Below are 16,862 nucleotides of genomic sequence, written 5' to 3'. Positions count from 1 at the left end.
TCAAAACATGAAAATATCTCTTAAGTTGTGTTTCGTCCTTAGTGCTGTCACTTTATTTGTTTCCTGTCAAACGGGAGAGAAAAATTTATTTGGAGAACCTGAAGTCATAGCAAGTGGATTTCAGTTTACGGAAGGACCTCACTGGCTTGATAACGAAGGTTTGATTTTTAGTGATATCCCAGCCAGTAAAATTTATATATGGAAAGCTGATAAAGACACGGTCGAGGTTTGGCTAGAGCCCTCTGGTCGCTCAAACGGCATAGATGAAATGCCAAACGGGGATATTATTATCGCGCAACATTCCGGAAAAATCAGTCGGATAAATTCAGATAAAAGTGTCATTACTTTAGCTGCAGCCTATAAAGGAAAAAAATTAAACAGTCCAAATGACTTAGCTATCACATCGTCTGGTGTTATTTATTTCACCGATCCAACTTTTGGAGTTCGGGGTGAGCCTGAACTGGAATTTTCTGGTGTTTACCAATTTAAAAATGACAGTTTAAAACTAATTTACGACGAATTCAAACTGCCCAATGGTATCGCCTTGTCAGTTGATGAAAGTTTGCTATTTGCAGCCGACTCTGAAACAGGTGACATTATAAAGTTCAATCTCGATGAAGAGGGAGAAGTCGTTTCTAAAGCATTTTTCACCAATATTGGTAAACCTACTCAGTTAGGCGGGGCGGATGGTATGATTATGGATCAGGCAAACCGTCTTTATACCACCGGACCTAATGGTCTAAGCGTATTTAATGAATCAGGACAGCAAATGGATCATTTAAAGTTTGACGAGCAAATCACCAATCTGGCGTGGGGCAGCAAAGTTGGTAAAACCTTATTCATAACTGCTTCAGACAAAGTATATCGACTCGAGGTTAAGAATTAATATAATGAGTTTATTCTAAATTCAAACAAAACGGCCTCATAGGGGCCGTTTTGCTTGATAGAAATATTCAAAATTTATTCGAAATAACTAAATTTATCCCCGTTTTTTATCTCTAATAAAGAGTTGTAAATCAGTTTAATGACATTCTCAACATCGTCTTTATGTACCATTTCTACTGTAGTGTGCATGTATCGCAGGGGAAGAGAAATTAATGCAGAGGCAACCCCGCCATTGCTATAAGCAAAAGCATCGGTATCGGTACCAGTCATTCTGCTTGCTGCCAGGCGTTGAAATGGTATCTTATGTTTTTCGGCTGTATCGATGAGCAACTCGCGTAATTTATTTTGAACTGCAGGTGCATAACTGATAACAGGTCCAGCGCCTATTTTGGTTAAGCCTTCTTTCTTTTTGTCAATCATAGGTGTGGTAGTATCGTGACAAACATCGGTCACAATAGCTACATTGGGTTGTATTGTATTGCTTATCATTTCTGCTCCGCGTAACCCAATTTCCTCTTGCACAGAATTGGTGATGTATAAACCAAAAGGTAATTCTACTTTATTTTCTTTTAACATTCGCGCAACTTCAGCAATCATAAAGCCGCCCATTCTGTTATCTAACCCCCGGCAAACGAATTTATCATTATTAAGAATAAAAAACTCATCTGGATAAGTAATGACACACCCTACATGCACGCCAAGTTTTTCAACTTCTTCTTTGTTGGTACAACCAACGTCGATGCAGATATTTTCAATCTTTGGTGTTTCCTCTTTTGACTTGTCACGGGTGTGAATCGCCGGCCATCCAAAAACACCTTTTACAATTCCGTTTTTAGTATGAATATTGACACGCTTAGATGTCGCAATTTGATGATCGCTTCCTCCATTCCTGATAACGTATATCAATCCTTCATCCGTGATGTAATTAACATACCATGATATTTCGTCGGCATGACCTTCAATGACAACCTTAAAATCAGCATCAGGATTAATGATTCCGACAGCGGTTCCATAAGTGTCTGTTATAAAATCATCCACATAGGGTTTTAGATATTCCATCCACAGTTTTTGTCCCTCCCATTCATATCCGGTCGGAGCAGCGTTATTTAAGTATTTTTCTAAAAATTTCAGTGAATTATCATTCATATCTTCATGTTTTAAGATGCTAATTTAGTAAAGTATTGAGATATAGTTGAAAACGAAACCTTAATTTTGGAATGATTTTAGCTTTGAATATTTAAATTAAATTGACGTGAAAATTATTGCTTATTTTTGTTTGCTTTTGAGCTTATCAATAAGTGCTCAGGAATATAAAAACAAGGAAATCTTAACTGATTCTGTTTTAGGCCAAAAAAAATACATGGTCATTGGCCAAGACTCAACCTGGGTTACCGAAGTTAAGCTCGATGAAGTTTTTATTTTACCTAAATTGAAATTTAAAAACAGAGATGATTTCAGAAGTTATCTTATACTCAAGCGAAAAACCAAAAAAGTATGGCCCTATGCTAAATTAGCTTCAGAACGCTTTGAAACCTTAAATCATCGTTTAGAGGACATAAAATCTAAAAGTGATAAGCGTAAATACACCTTGATTATACAAAGATATATTGAAGAGGAGTTTACAGAAGAATTAAAAAAATTAACCAAAACTGAAGGTCAAATTTTAGTAAAGTTAATTCATCGACAAACAGGGGAGACTACTTTCAAATTAGTTAAAGATCTGAGGTCTGGCTGGAGAGCTTTTTGGTATAATACTACGGCTAATTTTTTCAACATTTCACTCAAAGAAAAATACGATCCTTCAGGAGTTAGGGAAGACTTCTATATTGAAGATATCTTGCATAGAGAATTTCAATCTGGAGATTTAGAGCCTCAGGCTCCAAAAATTGACATTAAGTATTTAGAACTATTGACTAAGTGGCAAAAGGATTCGACTCTTCTACCTCCTTCAACGGGAAACTACTATAAATATAAAGGCTGAATTGTGCCATGATGTTCTATAATAAACATCAGTAGCTTTCAAAGTCAGGACCTTTAAATTAAGGTACAAACAGACTTTTATTCTCAATGATTTAATTAAGGTGACGATATAATTCAATTAGCTGTCTTTTAAACGAACAGCTTAATTTTTATCAGTTCACTTAGGTTTAACTTGGCTTCGTGTCAAATATCGAGATGCCTAAAGTACTTTAGATTTATTACCTATAGTTTTAAAGTATGAGTAAGATTTTTTAAAGCTCCATTTATGATCTTTTAATTTTCATTAATTCTGAAATCTGAATAGGCATCCATGCCATGCTCATGGATATCCAGTCCTTCCAATTCTTCTTCTCTAGATACACGTAAACCTACGGTAGATTTGATAATTATTAATATAATAGCAGATGACAGAGAACAAAATGCTCCTATTATTAATATCCCATATAGTTGATTGAGTAGCTGGCCGCTACTAGCTAATGATCCAAAAATGCCGACGGCTAAAGTTCCCCATACCCCACAGATTAAATGAACGGTTATAGCACCAACAGGGTCATCCAATTTTAGTTTATCTATCAGAGCAACGCCGCAAACCACAATTAATCCGGCGATTAAGCCAATAAGGACAGACTCATTGGGGGACATCAGGTCTGCACCAGCGGTTATGCCGACAAGCCCACCCAAAATACCATTCAAAAACATGGTTAAATCTAAATTTTTATAGAGGATAGTCGATAATATAATTGCACCAAAGCCTCCGGCTGCGGCTGCAAGACTTGTAGTGACCAGTACTAAAGAAGTAAGTCCAGGGTCTGCTGATAAAACAGATCCTCCGTTGAAACCAAACCAGCCTAACCAAAGCACTAAAACCCCAGCTGTGGCCAGGGGGATGCTGTGTCCCGGAATGGCTTTAGGTTTACCTTCCTTGCTGAATTTACCGATTCTACCCCCTAAAAGGGCCGAAGCAACCAAGGCAGCCCAACCGCCAACAGAGTGAACTAAAGTAGAGCCGGCAAAATCATAAAACCCCCAGGAATCAAGGAAACCGCCCCCCCATTTCCAGGAGCCTACTATAGGGTAAACTAAGCCTACATAAATGATAGTGAAAATCATAAAAGAACCAATCTTAATGCGTTCGGCGACAGCTCCAGAAACTATGGTGGCAGCTGTTGCTGCAAACATGCCCTGAAACAGAAAATCCGTCCAATAGGTATAATTGCCATCTGCATATGCTGCAGTGACCCCTCCTTCTGGAGACTCTAAACCGAAACCTGCAAATTTTAAGATACCCATATCTCCATCAACAAAGCCGGGGTACATCAGGTTAAATCCAAATGCATAAAAAAGTAACAACCCGCCCGTAATGATGAATATGTTCTTAAATAATATGTTAATCGTATTTTTTTGTCTTGTTAAGCCTATTTCTAAGAAAGCAAACCCGGTATGCATAAAGAAGACCAGTGCTGTAGCAATCATCATCCACAAGTTGTTTGCTGTAAATAATCCTAAATCCATAGATTAATGTTTTAATGCGTTATTATCTTATTCCTTCTTTACCGTTTTCCTTTGTTCTGATTCTATAGGCCTGAAGTACCTCAGAAACAAATATTTTTCCGTCTCCAACATTGCCGGTGTATGCTGTTTTAAGAATTGCATCCACAGTTCGGTCCATGAACTCGTCTGAGACCACAATAGATAAGTGCCGTCTTTGTATATCGCTTGTACTGTAAGAAATACCGCGATAAACATGACCTTGTTTTTCGTTACCGACTCCTGTGACATCCCAGTAACTGAAAAAATTGACTTCAACTTGATGTAAGGCTTCTTTGACATCATCAAATTTTGACTTTCTGATGACTGCTTCTATTTTTTTCATATTTAAATTGATTTAACGGGGTTAAACTACAATAAAGCATTTATTAAACAATAACACCCCCTAATTTTTAGGGGGTGTTATTGTTTAATAATAAATATAGTGGAATATGATTTTGCAGAATAGAAATTATTTTTGAGTTAAATAATTCTATATCTTAAAAAAAAGCGTTTTTATTTTAAAAAAATAATAATATCAAGTATTTATTTAGAATGAATATAAATTAATAAAAACCTTTAGAACTATTTCATTTGCACATTATACGCTTTCAAAATTTCCTGAAATTCCTGTTTGTCAAAAGTGAAATTTGAGAAAATTTCATCATGTTTGGTTCTATTTTCCATTCGCTTAATGTTTTTGATGAAGCGCCTATAATCATCTTCAGAATGTAACTCCAGCCCCGGAACTTCAATAGACTTTCCGTTTTGATCTTTAGCAACCATGGTAAAATAGGAAGAATTACAATGTTTTATACTGCCGTCTTGAATATGCTCAGCTTCCACGCGCACACCTACTACCATGGAAGTTCTTCCTACATAATTGACAGTAGATTTTAAAGTCAGTAGTTCTCCAACCTCTACAGGATTCAGAAAATCAACCCTATCCACACTTGCGGTGACGCAGTAATGCTCTGAATGCTTGGAAGCACAGGCAAAAGCCACCTGATCAAGCAGTGAAAGAATAAAGCCTCCATGAATTTTCCCTCCAAAGTTGGAATGGGAGGGAAGCATTAGTTGACTGAGTATTACAGCAGATTCTGAACTATGTTTAAATTTTTTAGTCATGGTTTTTGGTTTTATTTGTTTGTAATCCATTTAGAATCGATTGTTTTTTTGGAAGTGACCCCTAGATTTTTAAGAGCTTCAACATCTTTAATGAGATTTTGCTGGCCTGTTAGCTTTTTCATGGCTTGATCGAAAGTAGTTTTTGTAGAGTCTATCCGGTTTCCTACAGCATCCAGTCCTTCAATTAAATTCACGAATTTATCGTACAAATCTCCGGCGTGTTTCGCAATTTCGAGGGCATTTTGCTGCTGCTTTTCGTTACTCCACACCATATCCACTGTTCTCAGCGTAGAAAGTAGAGTTGTAGGGCTTACCATCAGGATGTTATCCTGAAACGCAGAGTAAAAGAAATTGGAATTTTCACTTTGAGCCAGTAATAAAGCCGGTTCCACAGGAATAAACATCAGTATAAAATCTGGAGAGGCTTCACCACCAAGTAAATCATACCGCTTTTCCTTTAAGCCTTTGAGATGATTTTCAAGAGACTTCACATGAGCTTTCAGGTAAGTTTGTTTTTCAGGTTCGCTTTCCGTGTTGATATAGTTTTCATAAGCCTTTAAGCTAACCTTGGAATCGATTACCATCAGCTTTTCGTTGGGCAAATACACCACAACATCAGGCAGCTTACTCACACCGTTTTCATCTTTATAATGTTGCTGGATATCATACTCTCTTCCTTTAACCAGGCCTGATTTCTGCAATACCTTTTCCAGAATCATTTCACCCCAATTGCCTTGCGTTTTGTTATCGCCTTTCAAGGCTTTGGTCAAGTTATTGGCTTCTTCAGATATTCTCAAATTCTGTTCATTCAAATGCTTGAGTTGCTCGTCCAGTCGAGAATGGCCCTTAAGGAAATCGATATTTGTTTTTTCAATTTTGGTTTCAAAAGAATGGAGTCTTTCCTTCAAAGGTTCCAGAATATGGGAGATATTTTTTTTGTTTTCCAGGGTGAATTTTTCAGATTTCTGCTCCAAAATGCGCTGAGCTAAGTTTTCAAACTCTTCCCCAAATTTCTTTTGCAAGGCTTGCATCTCTTCCTTTTGCTCAGCCCATTGCCTTTGCAGTCCTTCGAGTTCAGTTTCTTTTTGGGTGAGTCTGTTCTGAATTTGATAGCGTTCTCTAACTTCCGATTTCAATTCCGCCTGAAGCTTTTCGCTCACTTTCAGATACTCGTCTTTGACTTTTTCTTGACGCTGAAGCGATTCGGAATAAAGTTTTTCAAAATGTGCCGAGGTGGTTTGCCATTTTAAAATGGAAGAACGGTCTATTAATTTTGCGATAACAAACCCCAAAATTGAAGCTATGACACCAATGATGATTAAACTTGAAATATCCATAAAGTGGTTTTTTTCAAATATAGAAAAGGAATACTTAGAAAAGCTAAATTTAGAAGAGCTCTACCTGGTTTTTTTAACTTCAGAAAGATCTAATAAATTGAACGGGTTTATGCCCAATCCTTTCACTGCTTTGGATCTAAAACGAACTACCTCGTCATAATACAGAGGAATTACAGGTGCCTCCTCAATCAATAAAGAATCCATTTTTGAATACAAGTTATACCTTAAAGAATCCCTGGTAATACTTATGGCTTTTTCATAAAGCCTGTCGTAAGTTTCATTTTTAAAATGCGTGTAATTAGGACCATTGGGTGAAAAGTTCTCACTGTAAAACAAAGACAGATAATTGATCGCATCTGGATAATCGGCAATCCAGCTCGCTCTGAACGTCTCCAGCTGTCCTGCAGAACGCTTTTGACGAATAGTGGAAGGCGGCATGACATCAATTTCTACTTCAACACCAATTCTTTGAACTTCTTTCTGGATAAATTCTACCAGATCTATATAGGACGGATTTGTACTGATGATGAGTTTTGGCTCTTGTATGCCTGTTTCCTCTTTAAATTCCTGAATCAGTTTCCTGGCTTTTTCCGGCTCATAGGTAAATCCCTGAATACGTGCGCGTCCTGAAAGCCCTTCTGGAATAAAGCCTTTATGGGCAGGAATTCCTATATTATTTCTTAGGTATTTTATCATTTTATCTCTATCGAAAGCGTAATTGATCGCTCGTCGAAAGGCTTTAGATTTCATTTCTTCAGTGTCTGAATCTAAGTAAAAGCCCAGATACTCCGTATTGAGGTAGGGACTTTTTTCCATAGCGATATCCGTTTCAAATTTGGAATTGAGTTCGCCATCTACAGTGATGAGTTCATCTTTATAAGACGGATCCAGACCGCTAAGAAAGTCCAGCTTACCTTGTACAAAAGCTAAAAATTCACTTTGCTTATCGGGTAAAAAGCTTATGGCTACAGCTTCCAGATAGGGCAGGGCATTGCCATCGGCATCGGTTTTAAAATACAAGTTGTTTTTCCTTAACACCAGTTTTTCCCCTGTTTCCCAGCGCTTAAATTTAAAAGGCCCGGTGCCAAGAGGTGAAGTTTGAAAATCGAGTTTGTCCATTTCTACTGGAAGAACAGAACAAAATTTGGAACTCAGCAAGCCCAGAAAAGCGGGAAATTTTTGCAGGAGTTCAATCTGTATTACAGAATCACTGAGAGCTTTAACGCGTTTGACATCAGACATCACCCAGCTGCCGGGCGAAGCCACTTTAGGGTCGGTGAGGCGTTTTAAACTGTACTCCACATCAGAAGCTAGAACTTGTCTCGTTGAATCTTTGCCAAAAATGGGATGTTTGTGAAAGAAGACATCATCCCGCAATTCAAATTCATAGGTCAGGCCATCTTCAGAAATGGTCCAGCTACGCGCAATATCTCCTTCGATGGATAACTTCTTATCGAGTTTCACCAGAGAATTATAAAGCTGATGAGCTGGCCAGATGTTCCGTTGATCTTTTGCAAAAGCGGGATCCAGCGAAGTGATGTTGGCATGTTCGTTATACCTGAAAACCAGGTGATCGCGATCGCTTATCTTGGAGTCTGAGCATGAAGTCAGTACCAGCAGATTCAGCAATAACAAGAAAGAAAGAATAGAGTGGGTGTTCAATTTTCGAAAATAAATTTTAGTTGGTATCTTTGCACACAATTGCGAATATAGAGGTTTCTTCTGAATTTGTTTTTGACAACCCGATTCTCTACAAAACTAAATTATGTCCACACCCAAAGTTGCTTTTTATACCTTAGGCTGTAAGCTGAATTTTTCCGAAACCTCCACCATAGCCAGGAATTTTGAAGAAGAGGGTTACCAGCGAGTAGAATTCGAAAGCGATCCTGATGTGGTGGTCATCAATACCTGCAGCGTTACTGAAAATGCAGATAAGCGGTTCAAAACCATCGTTAAGCAGGCTCAAAAATCAAATCCCGATGCGTTTATCATTGGAATTGGCTGTTATGCACAATTAAAGCCCGAAGAGCTCGCCGGTGTCAATGGTGTGGACCTTGTGCTAGGCGCAACCGAAAAATTTAAAGTGACCGATTATATTACCGATTTGACCAAAAATGACTTTGGCGAGGTGCATTCCTGTGAAATTGATGAAGCCGATTTTTACGTAGGCTCATATTCTATTGGAGACCGGACGCGTGCATTTCTAAAAGTTCAGGACGGATGTGATTATAAATGTACCTATTGCACCATACCACTGGCGCGTGGTATTTCAAGATCAGATAAGCTGAAAAATGTGCTTAAGAATGCCAGGGAGATTTCTGAACAGGGCATCAAAGAAATTGTGTTAACCGGCGTCAACATTGGAGATTATGGCAAAGGGGAGTTTGGAAACAAGAAACACGAGCATACCTTTTTAGACCTTGTAAAAGCCCTAGATCAGGTGGAAGGTATTGATAGAGTTCGCATTTCATCCATAGAACCTAATCTGCTCAAAGACGAAACCATAGATTTTGTTGCCCACAGTAAGTGTTTTGTGCCTCATTTTCATATCCCCTTACAAAGCGGAAGCAATACCCTCCTAAAAAAAATGCGCCGGCGATACCTGAGGGAACTTTATATCGATCGGGTTGAGAGAATCAAAAATCAAATGCCGGATGCCTGCATTGGCGTCGATGTTATCGTTGGTTTTCCCGGCGAAACCGATGACTTGTTTTTGGAAACCTTCACTTTTTTAAACGAATTGGATATTTCTTATTTGCACGTGTTTACCTTTTCTGAAAGAGACAATACGCCCGCAGCAGAAATGGAAGATGCCGTCCCTTTAAAAGTGAGAAAGAAACGCAGCAAGATGCTAAGAGGACTTTCTGCCAAAAAACGGCGTGCCTTTTATGAAAGCCAGCTGAACTCTACTCACGAAGTCTTGTTTGAAGGCAAAAATAAATCTGGCTATATCCATGGTTTCACTGAAAATTACGTCAAAGTTAAAAGCTTTTGGAACCCTGAACTGGTCAATACCAAACATCAAGTACTATTAAATGAAATTGATGAAGATGGTGTGGTGAAAATTGATTTTGTTACAGAACCAGTCCTTACTTCATAGAATAGCTTTGTTTCTATAAATTTTATACTTACCGATCCAAGACTTAAGGAAACGCTAAAGTTGAAATATACGGTTTAGCCTAATAATTCTATGCTTAATTTTATGAACGGATTTGATTGAAAATTGAATTCAATAACTGAATACTAATAAAATTAATAGTTTACTTATGGCACATTTAAGATTAGGCGATACCGCACCCGATTTTACAGCAGAAACCACCCAGGGAAAGATTACATTTCATGACTGGTTAGGCGAAAGCTGGGGGATTATTTATTCTCATCCGGCAGACTTTACACCCGTTTGTACTACTGAATTAGGGAGAACAGCTCAGTTAAAAGAAGAGTTTGATCAAAGAGATGTTAAAGTGATTGCCTTGAGTGTAGATCCGCTTAAAGAGCATCACGAATGGATTAAAGACATCAACGAAACTCAACATACAACTGTCAATTTTCCCATCATTGCTGACGAAGACAGAAAAGTAGCTGAGTTGTATGATATGATTCATCCCAACACTTCTGAAAAATCGACTGTACGTTCTGTATTTGTGATCGGTCCCGATAAGAAAATAAAACTTACACTGACTTATCCGCCTTCTACAGGAAGAAATTTCAACGAACTTTTAAGAGTGATTGATAGTCTGCAATTAACGGCCAATCAAAAACTGGCTACTCCGGCAGACTGGAAACAAGGGGAAGATTGCATTATTTCTCCATCGGTAAGCAACGAGGAAGCCAAGGAAAAGTTTCCGAACTACAAAGAAATCAAACCTTATTTAAGAACGACTTCTTACTCATAAAATCAGTATTCAGATTCAACTCTCTATCGAAAGCTAGGGAGTTTTTTTGTTGGATTAAGACCGGAATAAAAATAATAAATACATTACCAGTTATTTTTTTCCAAAACTGAATTGGGATTCAATTTTAGACTACTTTTGATTGGTTTTTTAATCCCTAAATGAACAAACTAATTGTGGTGAGCCAACCCGAAAAATGGCCAATTGTAATGGATAATACCTCCATTATAACTTCTCAAGATTACCTTATAAAGCCTGAATATACAGCATTGAAAAATGCAAGGGTATTCAATTTGAGTGATACCTACACTTATCAATCCAAAGGGTATTATGTATCCTTACTGGCAGAAGCCAGGGGACATATTTCCATACCTACGATAAGTAATTTGGTAGATCTCGGCGAAAAGAAACTGGTGAAAATCGTCTCTGAAGATTTTGAAGAAGAAATTCAGAAAAGTTTAAAGACCATTAAGTCTCAGGAATTCACTTTGAGCATCTATTTCGGTCAAAATGTTGCACAAAAGTATCGGGAATTAAGTACTTTGATATTCAGGTATTATCAAATTCCCTTCCTTAGAGTGATTTTTAAACACACCACCAAATGGAATATAAAGTCGATAAAGGCCATTTCTCTTTCTGAAATCCCGAAAGATCATTTGGAAAGCATGCATCATTTCGCTTCTCAGTATTTTTCTAAAAAGCGCTACGATACCCTTAAAATTGATAAATCTGAATACGATTTAGCGATTCTGGTACAAAAAAACGATCCTGCACCACCCAGTAATCCAAAGGCTTTGAAAAAGTTTATGGATGTAGCAGAGAAAATGAATTTCTATGTCGAACTGATCTATCCGGAAGATTTATACAGACTTTCTTCGTTCGACGCCCTGTTTATAAGACAGAGTACAGAGGTCAATAATGAGGCGTATACCTTTGCCAGAAAAGCCCTGCAGGATGGTTTAGCGATTGTCGATTACCCGGATGCCATCTTGAAATGCTGCAATAAAGTATTTATGGCTGAGGCGCTGAATAAGAACGGAATTTCTACACCAAAAACAATGATTGTTCATAAAGACAATACACATGAAGTCCTTAAATACACGGGATTGCCATGTGTATTGAAATCCCCTGATTCCACGTTCTCCTTTGGTGTAAAAAAGGCGAAAACGGAAGAAGAATATGAAACCTTAATCACAGAGATGTTTAAAACCTCCGATCTCATTATTGCTCAGGAATACACCTTTTCTGAATATGACTGGAGAATTGGGATTATAGATTCCAAACCCTTTTATGCCTGTCGCTATTTTATGGCCAAAGGGCATTGGCAAATTTATAACTGGACTGCAAACAAAAAAGGAGATCAGGATGGAAATGCAGACTGTATTGCTGTTGAAGAAGTCCCGGAGCCTGTGATAAAAGCCGCTTTGAAATCAGCTAAAATCATGGGGAAAGGGCTTTATGGCATAGATGTGAAAGAGGTTGATGGAAAAGCACTTGTCATCGAAATCAATGACAATCCAAATATAGATTTTGGAGTGGAAGACGGGCTTTATGGAGATGCCGTATACACAACAATTCTTCAGGCTTTGAAAAACCGTCTTAATTCTAAACAGGAGCTATGAAATATCACCTCTTTGATGTATTCGGTATAGAGTTGGAATACATGCTTGTGCATGCTTCAACCGGCAAAATCCAGGCTTCTGTAGATGAATTGATGAAGCTCAAAACGGGAAGCATTGTTTCTGATGTGGATAACGGTTCTATTGAATGGAGTAATGAGTTAGCTGCGCATGTGGTAGAATTGAAAACCAATGGTCCCGTCACAGATTTAAATGCGCTGGATCAAAACTTTCATAAAAACATACTCGAAATCAACCAACTGCTTCAGGCCCGAAATTGGCGTCTGTGGCCTTCAGCGGCCCATCCACTGATGAATTCGGAACTGGAGATGAAGTTGTGGCAGCATTCTTATAGTGAAATCTATGCGCTTTACAACAGAATTTTTGATTGTCGAGGTCACGGATGGTCCAATGTGCAGAGCATGCACATCAATTTACCCTTTTACGATGATTCAGAATTTGAAAAACTACATGCCGCGATACGCATTTTGCTGCCCATTTTACCAGCCTTAAGCGCGAGTTCACCGATTTTAGACGGCAAGTTTGAAGGATATATGGATGCCAGGATGAAATTGTATCTCACCAATCAGAAGCAAATACCAGAAATGACCGGGAAGGTGATTCCTGAACAGGTGTTTAACTATGAAGCCTATAAGACAAAGATTTTTGATCCTATTAATGCAGCAATTGCAGATTTCGATACAGATGAAATTTTAGAACATCATTTCCTGAATTCCAGAGGAGCTATTGCCAGATTTGACAGAAATGCCATCGAAATCAGGGTACTGGATTTACAGGAATGCCCTCTGGCTGATGTGGCTATAGCCAGTTTCAGTGTTGAAATTTTAAAGGATTTAATCCATGAAACCTATACCCCTTTGGAAGAACAGAAAGCCTGGCATGAAGTTCCGCTTTTTGAGATCTTGAATGATAGTATCGAGTATGCAGAAGAAGCGGTCATCTCTAATGAAGCTTACCTGGGATTATTTGGAATAAAGGCAAAATCCATGCCTGCAAAAGGAGTTCTCAAACATCTATTTGACAAGGTTTCTTCAAGAATGAGCGACAGACATGCTGATGCTATTGGTTTGATTTTAAAACAGGGGAGTTTATCTACCAGAATTTTAAAAGCAGTTGACGCGGACTTTTCTGAAGTAAATATTCTGAAAGTCTATCATAAACTCGGTGACAGCTTATCCAAAAACGAATTGTTTTTACCGTGAAATTGATCCTGACTTGCGAACATGCTGCTAATTTGCTGCCATCCCACTACCAAACCCGGTTTGAAAGTGAACAGCATCGCCTGGAAACCCATGAAGGCTTCGACCTCGGTGCTTTTGAGGTTTACGAATCCCTGCAGGATTTAGCGGATTATTCCTCGCATTACCCCTGGAGCAGACTTTTAATCGAAGTGAACAGGTCACTGCATCATCCTCACTTATTTTCCAGTATCTCAAAACATATGGTCAAAGCAGAGAAAAATCGTCTTATAATTGATTTTTATGAATCCTATCGACATCAAATTCAGCAGAAAATAGAAGACACAATCATCGCTGAAGAACAGGTTTTGCATGTATCGGTACATAGTTTCACTCCTGTTTTGAACGGCAGAGTTCGGGAAGCAGAATTTGGGATTTTGTACGATCCCAAACGAAAAGCTGAGAAAGACTGGGCAAAACGCTTTAAAAAAGAATTGAATACACGCTTTGGTCAGTTCAGAGCTCGAATGAATTACCCGTATTTGGGAAAAGCAGACGGATTTACAACAAGTTTACGGAAAAAGTTCCCGGAACACTATCTGGGTATTGAACTTGAAATCAATCAAAAGTTACTACAAAATATAGATGAAATGTATGCCTTGAAGTCAACATTAAACCTGTGCTTAAAAAACTGCATCTAAGAAGGATTTAACGAATTCATCTTTGAGTTAAGCATAAAGAATCCAGGAGGTCAGCAACATTAAAAATCGTTTTCGTAATTTTGTATTTCACAAATACAATAATTAATGAATAAAAATACTGTTTTAGCGTGGGCAACCTTTATCATGGTGATTGTTGGATTAGGGCTTATAGCTCTGGGTGCTTTTAGATATAATGAGATTGCCGGCTGGGGTTTTGCTTCTGTTGGTGTTGGCTTTTTTGCAATTGCATGGGTGTTTAATGCTTTGAAGGGGAGAGTTTAAAATTGCTAAGATGTCAGATTCAGCTGAACGGAAACAACTGGTAAAACATTTAAAAGGGGGACAGGCATTTATGCCTATAGAAGAGGTTATAGATCATATAAGCTTCGAGAAATTAGGCGAACGCCCGAATAATTTACCTTATTCTTTTTATGAACTTTTTTATCATATTGTCTGGGCTCAAAAGGACATCTTGAAATTTTCCACTTCAGAAGACTACAAGGGCTCTGCCTGGCCTGAGGATTACTGGCCTGCAAAGTCCTCTCCGGAATCTGAAAAAGACTGGAAAAAGCTCAAAGAAGATTATTTTGAGGATCGGAGAAAATTAGAAGATTTCATTTTAGACCCTGAAAACGATTTAAATCTTCCGGTTAAAAATTCTGACGAACATAGCTTGTTACGTGAAATACTCCTGGTGGTAGAGCATACGTCATATCATACAGGGCAAATGTTAATCATCTTACGATTGCTAAGGCTTTATAAATAATAAAAATTCAATCTGACTTTAATTTCAGATATTTGCAGACTTATAATCGAATAAAAAAATTAAAATGGCAGACGATAAAAAAGTGATATTTTCCATGTCGGGAGTATCCAAAACCTATCCGGGTGAAGATAAGCCTGTACTGAAAAACATATACCTCAGTTTTTTCTACGGTGCAAAAATCGGTATTCTGGGACTTAATGGTTCGGGGAAATCGACTTTGATGAAAATTATCGCCGGGAGAGAAAAAAATTACCAGGGAGATGTTGTGTTTTCACAAGATTATTCAGTTGGCTATCTGGAACAGGAACCGGAATTAGATCCTGATAAAACTGTTTTAGATGTAGTAAAGGAAGGCGTTTCGGATGTAGTCGCAATACTGGATGAATACAATAAAATCAATGATGATTTTGGATTGCCGGAGGTTTATGAAGATGCAGATAAAATGCAAAAACTGATGGACAGACAGGCGATACTTCAGGATAAAATAGATGCTACCAATGCCTGGGAGCTGGACAATAAACTTGATGTGGCTATGGATGCGCTTAGAACTCCACCTTCCGATCAGAAGATCGAAAGCCTATCTGGTGGTGAAAAGCGTAGAGTAGCGCTTTGCCGATTATTACTTCAGGAGCCGGATGTATTGCTTCTGGATGAACCTACCAACCACTTAGATGCTGAATCTGTGCATTGGCTGGAGCATCATTTACAGCAGTATAAAGGAACCGTCATCGCTGTAACTCACGACAGATATTTCCTAGACAATGTAGCCGGCTGGATTTTGGAACTGGACAGAGGAGAGGGTATTCCCTGGAAAGGTAATTATTCCTCCTGGCTGGATCAAAAATCTAAGCGAATGGCTCAGGAGCAAAAACAGGCCAGCAAGCGTCAGAAGACTTTAGAACGCGAGTTGGAATGGGTTAAGATGGCGCCAAAAGGACGTCAATCCAAACAAAAGGCCAGGTTAAATAATTACGACAAATTAATGAGTCAGGATCAGGATAAACTTGATGAAAAACTCGAAATCTATATTCCCAACGGACCGCGACTGGGAACCAACGTGATTGATGCCAAAGGCGTTAGCAAAGCATTTGATGACAAGCTTTTGTATGAAAATTTGAATTTCAATCTGCCACAGGCTGGGATTGTTGGCGTTATTGGCCCTAACGGAGCCGGTAAAACCACGATTTTCAAGATGATCATGGGTGAAATTGAACCAGACAAAGGTGAATTTATCGTGGGAGAAACCGCTAAAATCGCTTATGTAGATCAGGCGCATTCCAATATTGACCCGGATAAATCCATATGGGAAAACTTCAGTGATGGTCAGGACCTGGTTATGATGGGCGGAAAGAAAGTGAATTCCAGGGCGTATTTAAGTCGATTCAATTTCAATGGAAGTGAGCAAAACAAAAAAGTAGATAAACTCTCGGGTGGAGAACGCAACAGGCTTCACCTGGCTATGACTTTAAAAGAAGAAGGGAACGTACTTTTACTCGATGAGCCTACAAACGATTTGGACGTTAACACGCTGCGAGCTTTGGAAGAAGGTTTGGAGAATTTTGCGGGCTGTGCGGTCGTGATTTCTCACGACAGATGGTTCCTGGATAGGATTTGTACTCACATTTTGGCTTTTGAAGGAAATTCTGAAGTTTATTTTTTCGAAGGAAGCTTTAGTGATTACGAAGAAAACAAAAAGAAACGTCTTGGCGGAGATACGATGCCAAAACGTATCAAGTATAAAAAACTGGTTAGATAAATTACGTTAAAACATATATCTAAACCCAAATTTTAAAAAAGCCTCTCATAGTAGATTGGCTTTTTTAATTT

At 38.4% G+C, this 16,862-nt stretch carries 16 protein-coding genes; 10 read left to right on the top strand and 6 right to left on the bottom strand.

The window, feature by feature from the left end; all coding sequences use genetic code 11:
- Positions 1-7: 7 nt before the first annotated feature.
- A complete protein-coding gene (locus BLP81_RS11815) occupies positions 8-886 on the top strand; it encodes an SMP-30/gluconolactonase/LRE family protein (protein WP_176752717.1) in 879 nt (292 codons plus the stop codon).
- A 74-nt stretch (positions 887-960) separates the two neighbouring features.
- Here the strand turns inward: BLP81_RS11815 and BLP81_RS11810 are convergent, their stop codons facing one another.
- Complete coding sequence (locus BLP81_RS11810; RefSeq protein ID WP_093369177.1) at positions 961-2,031, bottom strand: M42 family metallopeptidase; 1,071 nt, start codon at positions 2,029-2,031, stop codon at positions 961-963.
- 106 nt (positions 2,032-2,137) lie between these two features.
- Between BLP81_RS11810 and BLP81_RS11805 the strand changes: the two genes are divergently transcribed.
- A complete protein-coding gene (locus BLP81_RS11805) occupies positions 2,138-2,866 on the top strand; it encodes a DUF4294 domain-containing protein (protein ID WP_245686468.1) in 729 nt (242 codons plus the stop codon).
- Positions 2,867-3,138: 272 nt separating this feature from the next.
- Here the strand turns inward: BLP81_RS11805 and BLP81_RS11800 are convergent, their stop codons facing one another.
- From BLP81_RS11800 to BLP81_RS11780, 5 genes are all read right to left on the bottom strand, one after another.
- Positions 3,139-4,377 carry an ammonium transporter gene (locus BLP81_RS11800; RefSeq protein ID WP_093369174.1) on the bottom strand — a complete coding sequence of 413 codons (1,239 nt, stop codon included), beginning with the start codon at positions 4,375-4,377 and terminating at the stop codon, positions 3,139-3,141.
- 22 nt (positions 4,378-4,399) lie between these two features.
- Entirely contained in the window at positions 4,400-4,738 is a 339-nt protein-coding gene (locus BLP81_RS11795) for a P-II family nitrogen regulator (protein WP_093369170.1), read from the bottom strand.
- Positions 4,739-4,977: 239 nt separating this feature from the next.
- A complete protein-coding gene (locus tag BLP81_RS11790) occupies positions 4,978-5,520 on the bottom strand; it encodes an acyl-CoA thioesterase (RefSeq protein ID WP_093369317.1) in 543 nt (180 codons plus the stop codon).
- A gap of 11 nt (positions 5,521-5,531) precedes the next feature.
- On the bottom strand, positions 5,532-6,857 hold the full coding sequence (gene rmuC, locus BLP81_RS11785) for a DNA recombination protein RmuC (protein WP_093369166.1): 1,326 nt from the start codon (positions 6,855-6,857) through the stop codon (positions 5,532-5,534).
- A gap of 60 nt (positions 6,858-6,917) precedes the next feature.
- Positions 6,918-8,519, bottom strand: coding sequence for an ABC transporter substrate-binding protein (locus BLP81_RS11780; RefSeq protein ID WP_245686467.1), 1,602 nt, complete (start codon positions 8,517-8,519; stop codon positions 6,918-6,920).
- A gap of 103 nt (positions 8,520-8,622) precedes the next feature.
- On the opposite strand from BLP81_RS11780, the gene mtaB reads away from it, so the two are divergent.
- The 8 genes from mtaB (at position 8,623) to ettA (ending at position 16,791) form a co-directional block, all read left to right on the top strand.
- Positions 8,623-9,957 carry a tRNA (N(6)-L-threonylcarbamoyladenosine(37)-C(2))-methylthiotransferase MtaB gene (mtaB, locus tag BLP81_RS11775; RefSeq protein WP_093369162.1) on the top strand — a complete coding sequence of 445 codons (1,335 nt, stop codon included), beginning with the start codon at positions 8,623-8,625 and terminating at the stop codon, positions 9,955-9,957.
- Positions 9,958-10,123: 166 nt separating this feature from the next.
- Positions 10,124-10,753, top strand: coding sequence for a peroxiredoxin (locus tag BLP81_RS11770; protein WP_093369158.1), 630 nt, complete (start codon positions 10,124-10,126; stop codon positions 10,751-10,753).
- A gap of 158 nt (positions 10,754-10,911) precedes the next feature.
- On the top strand, positions 10,912-12,372 hold the full coding sequence (locus BLP81_RS11765; protein ID WP_093369152.1) for a RimK family protein: 1,461 nt from the start codon (positions 10,912-10,914) through the stop codon (positions 12,370-12,372).
- Positions 12,369-13,592: a carboxylate-amine ligase gene (locus tag BLP81_RS11760; RefSeq protein ID WP_093369146.1), complete on the top strand. Its 1,224-nt coding sequence runs from the start codon at positions 12,369-12,371 to the stop codon at positions 13,590-13,592. The genes BLP81_RS11765 and BLP81_RS11760 overlap by 4 nt, the downstream gene beginning before the upstream one ends.
- A complete protein-coding gene (locus BLP81_RS11755; protein WP_093369140.1) occupies positions 13,589-14,269 on the top strand; it encodes an N-formylglutamate amidohydrolase in 681 nt (226 codons plus the stop codon). Before BLP81_RS11760 ends, BLP81_RS11755 begins: the two co-directional genes overlap by 4 nt.
- A 105-nt stretch (positions 14,270-14,374) precedes the next feature.
- Complete coding sequence (locus BLP81_RS13685) at positions 14,375-14,551, top strand: CAL67264 family membrane protein (RefSeq protein WP_093369135.1); 177 nt, start codon at positions 14,375-14,377, stop codon at positions 14,549-14,551.
- A 10-nt stretch (positions 14,552-14,561) separates the two neighbouring features.
- A complete protein-coding gene (locus BLP81_RS11745; protein WP_093369130.1) occupies positions 14,562-15,035 on the top strand; it encodes a DinB family protein in 474 nt (157 codons plus the stop codon).
- A gap of 64 nt (positions 15,036-15,099) precedes the next feature.
- Entirely contained in the window at positions 15,100-16,791 is a 1,692-nt protein-coding gene (ettA, locus tag BLP81_RS11740) for an energy-dependent translational throttle protein EttA (protein ID WP_093369125.1), read from the top strand.
- The last annotated feature ends 71 nt before the right edge of the window (positions 16,792-16,862 follow it).

It is taken from the genome of Psychroflexus sediminis (assembly GCF_900099815.1).
Lineage (GTDB): Bacteria > Bacteroidota > Bacteroidia > Flavobacteriales > Flavobacteriaceae > Psychroflexus > Psychroflexus sediminis.
This window is presented reverse-complemented; position numbering and strand designations above follow the sequence as displayed.

Coding starts and splice junctions, on each gene's coding strand:
- BLP81_RS11815 (WP_176752717.1), top strand. CDS start 8: ATGAAAATATCTCTTAAGTTGTGTTTCGTCCTTAGTGCTGTCACTTTA.
- BLP81_RS11810 (WP_093369177.1), bottom strand. CDS start 2,031: ATGAATGATAATTCACTGAAATTTTTAGAAAAATACTTAAATAACGCT.
- BLP81_RS11800 (WP_093369174.1), bottom strand. CDS start 4,377: ATGGATTTAGGATTATTTACAGCAAACAACTTGTGGATGATGATTGCT.
- BLP81_RS11795 (WP_093369170.1), bottom strand. CDS start 4,738: ATGAAAAAAATAGAAGCAGTCATCAGAAAGTCAAAATTTGATGATGTC.
- BLP81_RS11790 (WP_093369317.1), bottom strand. CDS start 5,520: ATGACTAAAAAATTTAAACATAGTTCAGAATCTGCTGTAATACTCAGT.
- rmuC (WP_093369166.1), bottom strand. CDS start 6,857: ATGGATATTTCAAGTTTAATCATCATTGGTGTCATAGCTTCAATTTTG.
- mtaB (WP_093369162.1), top strand. CDS start 8,623: ATGTCCACACCCAAAGTTGCTTTTTATACCTTAGGCTGTAAGCTGAAT.
- BLP81_RS11770 (WP_093369158.1), top strand. CDS start 10,124: ATGGCACATTTAAGATTAGGCGATACCGCACCCGATTTTACAGCAGAA.
- BLP81_RS11765 (WP_093369152.1), top strand. CDS start 10,912: ATGAACAAACTAATTGTGGTGAGCCAACCCGAAAAATGGCCAATTGTA.
- BLP81_RS11760 (WP_093369146.1), top strand. CDS start 12,369: ATGAAATATCACCTCTTTGATGTATTCGGTATAGAGTTGGAATACATG.
- BLP81_RS13685 (WP_093369135.1), top strand. CDS start 14,375: ATGAATAAAAATACTGTTTTAGCGTGGGCAACCTTTATCATGGTGATT.
- BLP81_RS11745 (WP_093369130.1), top strand. CDS start 14,562: ATGTCAGATTCAGCTGAACGGAAACAACTGGTAAAACATTTAAAAGGG.
- ettA (WP_093369125.1), top strand. CDS start 15,100: ATGGCAGACGATAAAAAAGTGATATTTTCCATGTCGGGAGTATCCAAA.